General features: G+C 72.2%; 10 protein-coding genes. 6 read left to right on the top strand and 4 right to left on the bottom strand.

Going from position 1 to position 13,304, the window contains the following annotated elements:
• Position 1: 1 nt before the first annotated feature.
• From EJK15_RS46640 to EJK15_RS46655, 4 genes are all read right to left on the bottom strand, one after another.
• The gene (locus EJK15_RS46640) at positions 2 to 2,332 is read right to left on the bottom strand and encodes a hypothetical protein (RefSeq protein ID WP_138716904.1); all 2,331 of its coding nucleotides are present in this window, start codon (positions 2,330 to 2,332) and stop codon (positions 2 to 4) included.
• Positions 2,333 to 2,415: 83 nt separating this feature from the next.
• The gene (locus tag EJK15_RS46645; RefSeq protein ID WP_240777653.1) at positions 2,416 to 3,366 is read right to left on the bottom strand and encodes a carbohydrate kinase family protein; all 951 of its coding nucleotides are present in this window, start codon (positions 3,364 to 3,366) and stop codon (positions 2,416 to 2,418) included.
• Between the two features lie 12 nt (positions 3,367 to 3,378).
• The gene (locus tag EJK15_RS46650; RefSeq protein WP_138716905.1) at positions 3,379 to 4,305 is read right to left on the bottom strand and encodes a pseudouridine-5'-phosphate glycosidase; all 927 of its coding nucleotides are present in this window, start codon (positions 4,303 to 4,305) and stop codon (positions 3,379 to 3,381) included.
• A gap of 120 nt (positions 4,306 to 4,425) precedes the next feature.
• Positions 4,426 to 5,610, bottom strand: a complete 1,185-nt coding sequence (locus EJK15_RS46655; RefSeq protein WP_206061520.1) for a YeiH family protein — start codon at positions 5,608 to 5,610, stop codon at positions 4,426 to 4,428.
• Positions 5,611 to 5,680: 70 nt separating this feature from the next.
• Between EJK15_RS46655 and EJK15_RS46660 the strand changes: the two genes are divergently transcribed.
• The 6 genes from EJK15_RS46660 to EJK15_RS46685 form a co-directional block, all read left to right on the top strand.
• Positions 5,681 to 6,592: a LysR substrate-binding domain-containing protein gene (locus EJK15_RS46660; protein ID WP_138716906.1), complete on the top strand. Its 912-nt coding sequence runs from the start codon at positions 5,681 to 5,683 to the stop codon at positions 6,590 to 6,592.
• Between the two features lie 33 nt (positions 6,593 to 6,625).
• Entirely contained in the window at positions 6,626 to 8,140 is a 1,515-nt protein-coding gene (locus tag EJK15_RS46665) for a phytoene desaturase family protein (RefSeq protein ID WP_138716907.1), read from the top strand.
• A 43-nt stretch (positions 8,141 to 8,183) separates the two neighbouring features.
• Positions 8,184 to 8,882: a response regulator transcription factor gene (locus tag EJK15_RS46670; protein WP_138716908.1), complete on the top strand. Its 699-nt coding sequence runs from the start codon at positions 8,184 to 8,186 to the stop codon at positions 8,880 to 8,882.
• The gene (locus tag EJK15_RS46675) at positions 8,879 to 10,231 is read left to right on the top strand and encodes a sensor histidine kinase (protein ID WP_138716909.1); all 1,353 of its coding nucleotides are present in this window, start codon (positions 8,879 to 8,881) and stop codon (positions 10,229 to 10,231) included. The genes EJK15_RS46670 and EJK15_RS46675 overlap by 4 nt, the downstream gene beginning before the upstream one ends.
• A gap of 24 nt (positions 10,232 to 10,255) precedes the next feature.
• Complete coding sequence (locus EJK15_RS46680; protein WP_138716910.1) at positions 10,256 to 11,431, top strand: bifunctional glycosyltransferase family 2/GtrA family protein; 1,176 nt, start codon at positions 10,256 to 10,258, stop codon at positions 11,429 to 11,431.
• Positions 11,428 to 13,304, top strand: a 1,877-nt coding sequence (locus EJK15_RS46685) for a glycosyltransferase family 39 protein (RefSeq protein WP_138716911.1), incomplete at its 3' end; no start/stop codon positions are given. The genes EJK15_RS46680 and EJK15_RS46685, both read left to right, overlap by 4 nt.

The raw sequence follows: 13,304 nt of genomic DNA on the forward strand, positions 1-13,304 counted from the left end.
CTCAGGCGGTCAGCTGGGCCTCGAGGCGGTAGCCGTCCACCGTGACGTACACCTGGTCACCGGGGCGCGCGTTCAAGCGCATGAGCACCGGCTGGAGGGAGTCGAAGACCGGCTGGTGACCCTGCCAGACCAGGACGATGGCGTTGTCACCCGGTCCCGTGACCGACAGCAGGGTGCCGGGACGCATGCCGAGCTGGGCCGCGTACCCCTCCGGCACCGGCACCGGCCCTCCGCGCAGGTGCTCGGGGGTGACCTCGATGCGCTGCCAGCGGCGCGGGTCCGACGACGGGCTCGGCAGGGGGCGGGACGGCGTGGCCGGGGTGCCCGCCAGGCTGCCGGGCAGCATCCCGGAACGGCCGCCGGACAGCGCCGACAGCGTGGCCAGGGCGGCGGACGGGTCGATCGAGGCGGCCGTCGCGGCCGGAACGGGCTGACCGCCCCGGTGGTGGTGGCCGTTGGCGCCCGGGGTGCGGCGGGGCAGGGGCTGGTCCGGCGACGGAGCCGACGAGACAGGGTCGGCGGACTCGGCCGGCAGCGCGTCGAGCCACGCCTTGGCCGAGTGGGCGCGGATGCCCAGCTCGGTCATCAGCTCCACGACGTCGGCGTCGGGCGGGCTCGAGGCCAGGAGCCGTCTCGTACGCGCCTGCAGGCCGTGGAGGTCGCCCACCACCAGCCAGCCGTCCTGGAGGCGGCGGTCGGGCATGAGCGTCACCAGGACGCGCCAGAGCGGGGTGCGCAGGGACGGGACCATCACGGGGTGGGCCGAGTCGGCGCCGATGAGCTGGTCCTCCGTGGCCGCCGCGCCGAGCCACTCGGTCAGGCGGAACATGTGGCCCGTGACCGGGGCGGACTCCGACGAGCGGAGCCAGTGCAGCACGCGTTCCTCGGCGGTGCGCTGGGCCTGGGACAGGGCATCCCTGTCGACCAGCATCTTGTGCGCGAGCGTGCGCAGGCTGACCGGTTCCTCCGCGAACAGCCGGTGCACGGCCACGGCCAGCTCGAGTTTGTCGAGGCTGCGGAACAGGCTGTCCACGACCCGGACCATGGCGTGGTCGGTGTCCGACGGCGCGGGGGCGGACGAGGTCGCGGTGGGGACGGGCGCCGCGTACGCGGGACTCTTGGAGCCATCGGCGGAGGGAATGGCCGGCATCGATCCGGTGCTCGGACCGCCCGGGATGGGCGGGATTGATCCGGTGCTCGGGCCGCCTGGTCCGCTGGGGATCGAGCCACCGAGGGCTGGAGCGCCGGTGTCCTGGCGGCCGGATTGCGGGCCTGCGGGGCGCTGCGGGGGGCGTTCGGACTGGCCGCCGGATCCCGGACGCTGCGGGAGGCCCTCGCCCCCGTAGCCCTGGCGCGGACCGCCGCCCTGAGGTTGCGCGGCGAACGCACCGCTCTGTGCGGGGAACGACCCCGTCTGGCGTTGCGCACCGTTGTCCGGCTGGCCCGCGAAGGGGCCCGGCTGCCGCGGGGAGCCGTCGTCCGCGGACTGGGCCGGGAACGAGCCCGTCTGGCGCTGGCGGCCGCTGTCCGGCTGGGCCGGGAACGACCCGGTCTGGCGTGGGGAACCGCCCTCCGACGGTTGTACGGGGAAAGACCCCGTCTGGCGCGCGGAGCCGGCTTCTGGGGCCTGCGCCGGGAACGAGCCGGGCTGCCGCTGCGGAGAACCCTCCGGCGGCTGGCCGGGAAAGGTGCCGGGCCGGCGTTGCGACGGGTCGTCGCCCTGCGCGGCGGCGAAGGGACCGGGCTGGGCGGCGAACATGCCGGTCTGGGGCTGTGGCACGGCTTCCGGCTGCACGGGGAAGGGCCCCGTGCCCCTGGCCTCGTCTCGTGAGGGGCCGGGCTGACCGGGGACCGTGCCGCGCAGTAGTGGGCGCGTCACCTCGGGATGGGCCGCCTGCGGCGCCTCGCGCTGAGCGGGGATGCGGCCGAGGATTTCACGGAAGACGGAGCGGATCACGACTTCGGGCGTGGCCGACGGTGTGCTCAGGTCGCTGGGGGACAGGCGGCGCAGCCGCTGCCAGCCGCCGAGGCCGGTGATCGCGGTGCGGGTGGCCTCGGGCCAGCCGGGCAGCGCGGGATCGATGCGGTGAACCGTCAGGGCGGGAAGCAGGTCCACCAGTGGCAGATGATCCCAGCGGGCGGAGGCCAGCCGGGCGAGGCGTTCGCAGATCCAGTCGAGGCCCGTCGTGCCGAGCGCCTTCGACAGCGCGACGGAGGACCACCACCCCGCGGGCAGGCGTGGATCGCCCAGCGCCTCGGCCACCTGCTGTGGTCGGCTCCAACGCAGAGCAGGGACTAGGTCGCTCAGGCAGATCGATGACTCGACTTCCATCGGCGGACCTTATCCTCCCCAGTGAGCCGCGTGGTGCTGGCCGTAACGCATGTGGCTAATGGTGCAGCCTACGCGGCAAGCTATCAATCAGTGTGAATAGGGTAAAGACGGTTCAGATCCAAACCGTACCGTGGACGGCCGCCCACCTGGGCCACACATGCGGCACCCGCACGGCAACCTGCCTCCAAAGCGGCCTCCTCGCTGACATCTTGCAAGATCGCCGTGAGAAACCCGGCGGCGAACGCGTCACCTGCTCCGGTGGAGTCCACGACCTCCGCCGGCACGCCCGCGAAGCTCGCCACGACCGCTCCGTCCACGGCCGTCAGCGCGCCCTCTGCGCCCAGCTTAACGACCGCTGTGCCATATCTCTCACTAAGCAGTACGGCGGCGCGCTCCGCGGTCGAGGCGCCGCTGAGTAGGAGGGCCTCGTCGAGGTTCGGGATGATGAGGCCGGCGGGGGCCGATTCGCGGATGAAACGTTCAACGCCGAACTCGCGCAGCGGGCCCGTGGAGGCCGGGTCGATGCTGATCGCCACGCCCGCGGCCGCCGCGTCCGCCATGGCGAGCCTGGCCAGGCGCAGGCCAGGCCCGGCGAAGAAGACGTAGCCGGAAAGGTGGAGCCGGGCGACGCCGTCCAGCAGGGACGGGTCCCAGTCGCTCTCGGAGATCAGGCTGCCCGCGCCGCGGTTGGTGAGCATCGAACGTTCGCCGCTCTTGTCCACCATCGCGATCACGACCGCGGTGGGGTGCTCGGGGTCCACCCTCACGTGCGTGCGTACACCCGTCTTGACCAGCTCGGCGGTGTGCCAGTCGCTGCTGTCGTAGCCGAGCCTGGCCAGCAGACGGGCGTCGGCGCCCAGGTGGGCGGCCCAGGCGGCGGTGTTCGCGCCGGAGCCGCCAGGGCGGAGCACGATGTCGGCGGCCGTGTCGGTGCCCGACATGACCGGCGAGCCATGCAACGCCACGACATCCGTGACCGCGTCACCGATGACCAGGAGGCCGCGGTCGATCACAGCGGTCTCAGAAGTCGGCATGTGATCGCCATATCACGGCCGGGCCCAGCACAGGGCGATCTGGGCGGCCAGGGCGGTGTTGCCGCGTACGGCGGCCAGGTTGGCCTCCAGGGAGGCGCCGCCGGTGCCGTCCACCAGATAGCCCAGCAGGAACGGGGTGATCGCCTGCCCCTTGACGCCCTCACGCTCCGCGGCGGCCAGCGCCTCGCCCAGCACGCGGTCGTGCAGCTCCGGGTCGAGCTGCTGGTCCACGGGGACCGGGTTGGCGACGATCAGCGCGGTCTCCTGGCCGCCGAGCGCGTCCTGCCCGCGCATGACGTCCGCCGCCTCCTCGGGCGACTCGATCCGCCAGTCGATCGGCTGGCCGGAGGAGTGCAGGTAGAAGCCGGGGAAGGTGTCGGTACGGTATCCCGCCACGCTCACGCCCCTGGTCTCCAGTCGCTGCAGCGTCGCGGGCACGTCGAGGATCGACTTCACGCCCGCGCAGACCACCGTGATGCGGGTACGGGCCAGCGTGTCGAGGTCGGCGGACTCGTCCTGGTCTTCGGTCCATCCGCGGTGCACCCCGCCGAGCCCGCCGGTGGCGAAGACCCGGATCCCGGCGCGGGCGGCCAGGAACGACGTGGCGGACACGGTGGTCGCGCCGCTGGCCTTCAGCGCCGCCGCCATCGGCAGATCCCGCTGGCCCAGCTTGCGCAGCCCGGACTCGGTCGCGATGCGCTCCAGCTCCACCTCGTTCAGGCCGATCCTGGGCACGCCGTCCAGCACGGCGATCGTGGCCGGCACCGCTCCCGCGGCCCGTACGACGCCCTCCAGCTCCCGCGCCACCTCCAGGTTGCGCGGCTGCGGCAGCCCGTGGGAGATGATCGTGGACTCCAGCGCCACGACCGGCGCGCCGCCGGCCAATGCCTCGGCGACCTCGTCGGACGGCTGGAGAAGGGAGTCGGTGGTGCTGCGCATGGTGAGGTTCGTGCTCCTTGAGTGATCCTGGCCCCCATTTAGGGGGAACGGGGTATTTTACGGCATTTGTTCGGAACGTTGCCGGTTACGAGCACGCAGGACCGGCCGCCCACTCGATGATCACACGAAGAGCACCGCACCGGCCAGCGAGACGGCGGCGATGATGCCCGTGGCGATGCCGCCGAGCAGCACGGCCCTGCCTCCCTTGACCAGTTTCCGCACGTTGACGCCGGTTCCGAGACCGAAGAGGGCGGCGGCCATCAGGACGCCGGTCACCTGTGGCACCACGTCGGTCACCGCCGCCGGAACCCACCCGATGCTACGAACCGCCACCATCGCCAGGAACGCGGCCACGAACAACGGCATGATCGGCGGCCTTGTGCCCTGTGAGCGGCCGGGCGCGCCGGTGAGCATGGCGGGGAGGCGGCGCTGGCGGTGGGACACCAGGGCGACCATGGGGGCGAGGAGAATGACGCGGGCCAGCTTGACCGTCACGGCGCCGGCCAGGACGCCCGAGGCGGCGCCGATCGCGGCCACCTGGGCGACCTCGTGCACCGCGGCCCCGGCCCACACGGTCAGCTGCGCGGGCGACAGGCCCATGAGCGCCGCCAGCACGGGCATCAGCACGATGGCGGCGGTGCCGTACAGGACGACGACGCTGAGGGCGCTCGCCGCGTCGTCGTCATCGCAGGTGCGCGCGCTCTGCCGCATGGCGGCGACGGCCGCCGCGCCACAGATGGACACCCCCGTGGCGACCAGCAGCGAGGTGCCCGGCGTGACGCCCAGCGCGCGGCCGATCCGCGGCGTCACCGCGAACGTGACCCCGGTCGCGACCGCCACGGTGGCCAGGGTCTGCCAGCCGAGCGCGAGCACCTCGGGCACCGCGATCTGCAGCCCGAGCAGGGCGATCGCCAGCCGCAACACCCGTCGGGACACGAACGCCAGCCCGGGCGCCAACCGCTGGGGAATCCCGGCCAGGTTGGCCGTCGCCGCACCGCAGAACACCGCGATCACGGCTGGGCTGAGCGCCGGGACGAACCGGTTGACGACCAGCGACAACATCACCGCCACCGCCGCCACACCCACCCCGGGCAACACCGAACGAGGCCGGACACCGCCAGGCGCTGCACGTCGGGGAGCCGCGCCGGCGGATCCGGGCGCGGCGGAAAGGGTGGCGCCGGGCGCGGCGGAAGGGGTGGCGCCGGGCTTGGTGGGCGAGGCGGCGCTGCGCGGGCCCGACGAGGTGGCGGCGGGCGCGAGCGTACTGAACCGGGTCGCGGTGGCTGGGTGGTTGCCGGTGGGCATGATCTCAGTGTTCTGGGGCCGGGGAGCAGGCGGTAGCCATGGGTTGTCTTGGAGGTCATAGCCTGTGGCTATGAGTACGTTGCCCGATCTGGACTCGCTGAAGCTCCTGGTCGATGTGGGTCAGCTCGGCAGCCTGGGGCAGGCGGCGAAGGCGGCGGGGATCGCGCAGCCGTCGGCGAGCAAGCGCGTGGCCCAGCTCGAACGCCGCCTCGGCCTCCCCTTGATCGAGCGCACGCCCCGAGGCTCCATGCTCACCGCCGAGGGCAAGATGGTGGCGGGCTGGGCCGCGCAGGTGCTCGCCGCCGCCGAGGAGCTCATGCGGGCCGTCGAGGCCGTACGGCACGGCGAGGCGGCTCATCTGCGGGTGGCGGCCAGCATGACGGTGGCCGAGTACCTGGTGCCGCGGTGGCTCGGCGAGTTTCAGCACCGGGAGCCCGTCGTCCAGGTCGGGCTGGACGTGGTCAACTCCGCCGACGTCGCGGCACGGGTGCTGGCCGGGGAGGTGGAGCTGGGGTTCGTCGAGGGGCCGAGCGTGCCGGAAGGGCTGGCCAGCCGCGTCGTGGGGACCGACCGGCTGATGGTCGTGGTGGCGCCGGGTCATCCGTGGGCACGCCGGCGTACCGTGCTGAGAGGGCCGGAGCTGGCCGCGACGCCGCTCGTGGTACGCGAGCCCGGGTCGGGCACCCGGGAGACGCTGGAGGTGGCCTTCAAGGGCCTGCACCGGGCCAGCCCGCGGCTGGAGCTGGGGTCCAACGCGGCGGTCAAGGGGGCCGCCCAGGCCGGGGCCGCGCCGGCGGTGCTCAGCGCGTACGCGGTGGAGGCCGAGGTGGCCACCGGACGGCTGGTCGAGGTCCCTCTGACAGGGCTCGACCTGATCAGGGACCTGTGGGCGGTATGGCGGCGCGGGCGCCCCCTCACCGGCCCGGCCACGACCCTGCTCGCCATCGCCGGCCGCCCGTCGCGATCGGCGGACGAACATTGACGGCGGGCGTGGTTTGGGTCGTAAAGTGCGGGGATGCGTTCGTATGACGTAGTTGTCGCCGGTGGGGGGCACAACGGGCTGGTCGCGGCCGCCTACCTCGCCCGAGCCGGCCGGCGGGTGCTCGTGCTGGAGCGGTTCGGCCACGTGGGCGGCCTGGCGATCTCCGCACGGGCCTTCCCCGGCGTGGACGTACGGTTGTCACGCTACTCCTACCTCGTCAGTCTCCTGCCCGCCGAGATCGTCCGCGACCTGGGACTCGACCTGGAGCTGCGCCGCCGTCGCTACGCCTCGTACACGCCCAAGGGCGACACGGGCCTGTTCGTCGACAATGAGGACGCGGCCCGTACGGCGGCCTCGTTCGCGACCGTCACCGGCGGCGCGGCCGACCACAAGGCGTGGCAGGACTTCTACGGCATGACCGCGCGCGTCGCGCGCGCCCTGGCGCCCACCCTGCTCGAACCCCTGCGCACGCCCGCCGAGGTCGAGCGCCTGGTCGGCGCGGAGGCGTGGCGCGACCTGTTCCTGCGGCCGATCGGCGAGACCGTGGCCGAGCGGTTCGGGGACGACACCGTTCGCGGCGTCGTGCTCACCGACGCCCTGATCGGCACGTTCGCCGACCCCGCCGCCGACCTGTCGGCCAACCGGTGCTTCCTCTACCACGTAATCGGCGACGGTACCGGCGAGTGGAACGTGCCCGTGGGCGGCATGGGTGCGGTGTCCGGCGCGCTCGAGATGGCGGCCAGGAACGCGGGCGCCGAGATCAGGACCGGGGCGGAGATCGTGGGGATCTCGCCGTCCGGGGAGGTCGCGTTCGTGGACGCGGACGGCGAGCACGCGGTGAACGGCGGGCACGTGCTGGTCAACCTGCCGCCGGCCGTGCTCGACCGCCTGCTCGGCCGGCCGGCGGCGATCCCGGAGGGGGCGCAGCTGAAGGTCAACATGGTGCTCAGCAGGCTGCCCAGGCTGAAGGACGCGTCCGTGGATCCGCGGGCGGCCTTCAGCGGTACGTTCCACATCAACGAGGGACACGATCAACTCGCCGCGGCGTACGCGCAGGCGGCCCGCGGGGAGATTCCGGAACTGCCGCCGGCCGAGGTCTATTGCCATTCGCTGACCGACCCGTCGATTCTCGGGCCGGACCTCCGGGGCAGGGCCGAGACGATGACGCTGTTCGGTCTCCACATGCCCGCCCGACTTTTCCGGAAAAATCCTGATCAAGCGCGTCAAGACGCCCTCCGCGCCACCTTCGCCTCCATCAACGCCGTCCTCGCCGAGCCCATCGAGGACTGCATCCTCCAGGCACCCGACGGCACCCCCTGCGTGGAGGTCAAGTCCCCGGTGGACCTCGAAACGGACGCCGGGCTGCCCGGCGGCCACATCTTCCACACCGACCTGAGCTGGCCGTACGCCGAAGAGGGCGGTGGCTGGGGCGTGGAGACCGAGCACGAGCGCATCCTCATGTGCGGCGCCGGCGCCCGCAGGGGCGGCGGCGTGAGCGGAATCGGCGGCCACAACGCGGCTATGGCGCTCCTCATGAAACGGCGGTAACCCGTTCATCGTGCTTTCATGATGAACCCCTAACGTTTGACACATGAGTGAGCTCGCACGGTTGCTGGTGGTGGACGACGAGCCCGCGTTGCGCGAGGCGTTGCAGTCGAGCCTGGAGTTCGAGGGCTACAAGGTCGTCACGGCCAACGACGGGCAGGCGGCGCTGGACGAAGTGGCGCGCGAGACCTATGACGCGGTGCTGCTCGACGTCATGATGCCGCGGCTCGACGGGCTGACCGCGTGCCGCAGGCTGAGGGGGTCCGGCAACCACATCCCGGTCCTCATGCTCACGGCCCGCGACGCGGTCGGGGACCGCGTGTCCGGGCTCGACGCGGGGGCCGACGACTACCTCGTCAAGCCGTTCGAGCTGGACGAGTTGCTGGCCAGGGTCCGCGCCCTGCTGCGGCGCGGCGCGCTGAGCGGGGTCACTCCCGAGGGCGACACGCTCTCGTACGGCGACCTGCGGATGGACCCGGCGACCAGGGAGGTCATGCGCGGCGACCGCAGGCTCGACCTGACCAGGACCGAATACCTGCTGATGGAGCTGTTCCTGGCGCACCCGCGCCAGGTGCTGACCCGCGACCAGATCCTGAGCGAGGTGTGGGGCTTCGACTTCGAGCCGACGTCCAACTCGCTCGACGTGTACGTGATGTACCTGCGGCGCAAGACCGAGGCCGGGGGTGAGCAGCGGGTGATCCACACCGTGCGCGGGGTGGGCTATGTCCTGAGGGCCACGCAATGAGCCGAGGCAGCCTGCGCTCGCGGCTGACCCTTCTCGTCACGGTGGCCGTGGCACTGGCCATCGCGGTCTGCGCGGGGCTGTCTTGGCTCATCGTGCAGAACCAGGTGATCCGGCAGCTCGACTACACCATCATGGAGCCCGAAGGGCCGGGGGACAGGGATTTCATCGTCACCCACTGCTCGCCCGAGGGCTCGCGGGGCCAGTACACCGACATGGCGACGCTGCTGCGTGCCGACGGCACCACCTGCTCGCTCGGCTCTCCGATCGTTCCGACGAAGCTGGACCTGACAGCGGTGGATCGACCCGGCGAGCCGATCTATCGCGACGGCGTGAATCGCGACGGCAAGCCGGTCCGCGTCGTTACCCTGAACTTCGCCCCTGGCGTGGCCGTCATGGAGGCCAGGCCGCTCTTCCATATCCAGCGCACGCTGCGCAACACCGCGCTGGCGCTGGCCGGTGTGGCCATGATCGGCGTGTTCGGCGCGGCCTGGGCGGGGCTCGCCATCTCGCGTGCGGCCCTGCGCCCGGTGGGCCACCTCACCAGGGCGGTCGAGCACATCGCGCAGACCGAGGACCTCGACACCCGGATACCCGTCAAGGGCACCGACGAGATCGCGCGGCTGAGCTCCTCGTTCAACGCCATGACCACCGCCCTGGCCGGCTCCCGCGAACGCCAGCAGCAGCTCGTCGCCGACGCCGGCCACGAGCTGCGCACGCCGCTCACCACCCTGCGTACCAACATCGACCTGCTGCTCCGCAGCGAGCAGACCGGCCGCAGCCTCGATCCGGACGCCAAGCGGCGCCTGCTGGTCAACGTGAAGGCGCAGTTCGCCGAGCTGTCCACGCTGGTCGCGGACCTGCTCCAGCTCGCCAGGGGCGACACCGACCACGAGCCGCACGTCGAGCTGCCCTTCCACGAGGTGGTGACGGCGGCCGTCGAGCGGGCCAGGCTGCGCGGCGCCGAGGTCGTCACCGACCTCACCCCGTGGTACGTCGTCGGCAGCGTCACCTCGCTCGAACGCGCCGTGCTCAACCTCATCGACAACGCCGCCAAGTTCAGCCCCGACGGCCAGGTCGAGGTGTCGTTGCAGGACGGCCGGCTGACGGTCCGCGACCACGGCCCCGGACTGCCCGAAGAGGAGCTGCCGCACGTCTTCGAGCGGTTCTGGCGCTCCCCGTCCGCGCGCGGCCTGCCCGGATCCGGGCTCGGCCTCGCGATCGTGGCGCAGGCCGTCGCGGAGGCCGGCGGCAAGGTGAGCCTGTCGAACGCTCCAGGGGGCGGAGCGATCGCGACCATTGATCTGCCGGGAACTCTCATCCGTAACTCAGAACCTCATAAGTCACGTTAAAGACCCAGGCCATGAGCTGGGTGCATGGAGACAACAGCAGTAAGGACGCGCCTGGTCGAGGTGGTCGTTCCGGTCTACGACGAGCAGCGGGCGCTCCATGCGAGCGTCACGCGCCTGCACCGCTATCTCACCGGAAACTTCCCCTACGGGTTTCGCATCACGATCGCCGACAACGCCAGCACCGACAACACCTGGCAGATCGCCACCGAGCTGGCCGAGACACTGCCGTACGTGCGGGCCGTGCACCTCGACGAGAAGGGCCGCGGCCGGGCTCTCCGCCGGGTCTGGTCGGAGAGCGACGCCGACGTCGTCAGCTACATGGACGTGGACCTGTCCACCGACCTGGACGCGTTCCTGCCGCTGGTCGCGCCGCTGCTGTCGGGTCACAGCGACCTGGCCATCGGCACCCGCCTGGCCAGGGCGTCGCGGGTCGAGCGGGGCCCCAAGCGCGAGTTCATCTCCCGCTCGTACAACCTGCTGCTCCGCTCGGTGATGGGCGCCGGGTTCTCGGACGCGCAGTGCGGCTTCAAGGCCGTCCGTACGGAGATCGCCCAGGCCCTGCTGCCCGGCGTCGAGGACGAGCAGTGGTTCTTCGACACCGAGCTGCTGCTGCTCGCCGAGCGGCACGGGCTGCGTATCCACGAAGTGCCCGTGGACTGGGTGGACGATCCGGACAGCCGGGTCGACATCGTCCAGACCGCACGCGACGACCTGCGTGGCCTGGCCAGGGTGGCGCGCAAGACGCTGTCCGGCGCCGCGCGCATCCCGGTGCCCGCGCGGGTGCAGCGGGCCGAGCTGCCGAAGGGGATGGCCAGGCAGCTGCCCAGGTTCGCGATCGTCGGGGTGGTGAGCACGCTGGCGTACCTGGCGCTGTACTCGCTGCTGCGGCAGCTGGTCTCGCCGCTGGCCGCCAACGCGGTCGCGCTGCTGGTCACGGCCGTGGCCAACACCGCGGCGAACCGGCGCTTCACGTTCGGCGTCACCGGTTCCGCGGGGGCGATGCGGCACCAGTTCGAGGGCCTGATCGCGTTCCTGGTCGGGCTGGCGCTCACCTCGGGGAGCCTGGCCCTGCTGCCCGACGGGGTCTCGCACGGGGTGGAGCTGGTCGCGGTCATCATCGCGAACGCCGCCGCCACGCTCGTACGCTTCCTCCTCCTGCGCGTGTGGGTCTTCAACCCCAGCCGGAGGACGGCCCGATGACCATCACCGAAGCGCGGCCCGCCCCCGGGGCCGCCGGGAGCCGTGCCCTGCCCGCCCGCCTGTTCCTGGGCGCCGAACAGGACCCCCGCTGGTCACGCCCCGCGCTGTGGGCGGTGCTGGTGGCCGCGTTCGTCCTCTACGCGTGGGCGCTGAGCGGCAACGCCAACACCTACTACACCGCCGCGATCGTCTCCGGCACCCAGAGCTGGAAGGCGTTCTTCTTCGGCGCCCTCGACGCCGGGTCCTTCATCACCGTGGACAAGCCGCCGCTGGCCCTGTGGGTGATGGGGCTGTCGGCGCGGATCTTCGGCTACAGCACGTGGAGCATGCTGATCCCGCAGGCCCTGGCCGGCGTGGCCGCCGTCGGGCTGGTCTTCTCCGCCGTACGCCGGGCCTTCCCACAGCCTTTTCCCGGGGCCCGCGCAGGGCACGCGGCCGCCCTCGTCGCGGCTGTCGTCATGACGCTCACGCCGATCACCGTGGCGATCAACCGGGACAACAACCCCGACACGATACTCGTGCTGCTGCTGGTGCTGGCGGCCTGGTTCTGCCTGGAGTCGCTGCGGACCGGTCGGCTGCGGGCGCTGCTGGCCGCCGCACTGTTCGTGGGGCTGGCGTTCAACACCAAGATGCTGCAGGCGTACCTGGTGGTGCCCGCGTTCGGGGTGGCGTACCTGGCGTGCGCCCCCGTCTCGTGGCTCAAGCGGCTGGGGCACCTGCTGGCGGCGGGTGCGGTGCTGCTGGTGTCCAGCGCCTGGTGGATGGTCATCGTCGACCTGTGGCCCGCGGGCTCGCGGCCCTACATCGGCGGCTCGACGGACAACTCCGTCTGGGACCTGGTGATCGGCTACAACGGCCTCGGCCGGATCTTCGGCCAGGGCCTGGCCGGTGGCGGTGGCGGTGGTGGTGCCGGTTTCGGCGGGGAGTCCGGGGCCGGGCGGCTGTTCAACGACATCCTGGCCGGGCAGATCTCGTGGCTGCTGCCGTTCTGCGTGGCGGCGTTGGCGTTCGCGGTCGTGATGCGGGTGCGCCGGCTCGGTGACGGGCCGTCCGGGGCGGCCTGGCTGGTGTGGGGCGGCTGGCTGGTCGTCCACTACGTGGTGTTCAGCTTCTCCAGCGGCACCTTCCACCCGTACTACACGACCGCCATGGCGCCCGCGGTGGCCGCGCTGAGCGGGATGGGCGTGGTGGTCATGTGGCAGGCGTACCGGCGGTCCCGGGCATGGGCCTGGGTGCTGCCGCTCGCGGTGGCCGTGACGGGCGGCTGGTCGTTCGTGGTCCTGCGGCGCACGCCGGACTGGGTGCCGTGGCTGGCCTGGGTCGTGCTCGGGGCGACCCTGGCCGCCGTGGCGGCGCTCGTCCTGGCCCGGTTGCGGGCGCAGGTCACGGTCAAGGTGGCGGCGATCGCGCTGGCGGCCACGGTGATGGCGGGGCTGGCGGGGCCGGCCGCGTACGCGGTCACGCCGCTGCAGTCCCAGGTGAACGGCACCAACCCGACGGCCGGGCCGTCCACGGGCGGCATGGGCGGGTTCGGCGGTCCAGGAAACATGGGCCGGTTCCCCGGCCGCGTGACCGGTCAGGACGGGGGAACGGCCGCGGAACGGCCGTCCGGGTTCACGGGCGGCGGGCCTGGGGGCGGGGTGAGCGACTCCATGGCCAAATACCTCGTCGCCAACCAGGGCACGGCGACCTGGCTGGTCGCGGTGAGCAGCGCGCAACAGGCGTCCTCGCTGATCCTGTCCACCCGCAAGCCGGTGCTCGCCATGGGCGGTTTCACGGGCAGCGACCCCGCCATGACCGTGGACCGGCTCAAGGAGCTCGTCGCGTCGGGACAGCTCCGGTACGTCATGACGGGCAGCGGCCAGGGTGGGCC

This window comes from Nonomuraea basaltis (assembly GCF_005893125.1).
In the GTDB taxonomy this organism is placed as follows: domain Bacteria; phylum Actinomycetota; class Actinomycetes; order Streptosporangiales; family Streptosporangiaceae; genus Nonomuraea; species Nonomuraea basaltis.

Coding starts and splice junctions, on each gene's coding strand:
- EJK15_RS46670 (WP_138716908.1), top strand. CDS start 8,184: ATGAGTGAGCTCGCACGGTTGCTGGTGGTGGACGACGAGCCCGCGTTG.
- EJK15_RS46680 (WP_138716910.1), top strand. CDS start 10,256: ATGGAGACAACAGCAGTAAGGACGCGCCTGGTCGAGGTGGTCGTTCCG.
- EJK15_RS46660 (WP_138716906.1), top strand. CDS start 5,681: ATGAGTACGTTGCCCGATCTGGACTCGCTGAAGCTCCTGGTCGATGTG.
- EJK15_RS46675 (WP_138716909.1), top strand. CDS start 8,879: ATGAGCCGAGGCAGCCTGCGCTCGCGGCTGACCCTTCTCGTCACGGTG.
- EJK15_RS46650 (WP_138716905.1), bottom strand. CDS start 4,305: ATGCGCAGCACCACCGACTCCCTTCTCCAGCCGTCCGACGAGGTCGCC.
- EJK15_RS46640 (WP_138716904.1), bottom strand. CDS start 2,332: ATGGAAGTCGAGTCATCGATCTGCCTGAGCGACCTAGTCCCTGCTCTG.
- EJK15_RS46645 (WP_240777653.1), bottom strand. CDS start 3,366: ATGCCGACTTCTGAGACCGCTGTGATCGACCGCGGCCTCCTGGTCATC.
- EJK15_RS46655 (WP_206061520.1), bottom strand. CDS start 5,610: ATGCCCACCGGCAACCACCCAGCCACCGCGACCCGGTTCAGTACGCTC.
- EJK15_RS46665 (WP_138716907.1), top strand. CDS start 6,626: ATGCGTTCGTATGACGTAGTTGTCGCCGGTGGGGGGCACAACGGGCTG.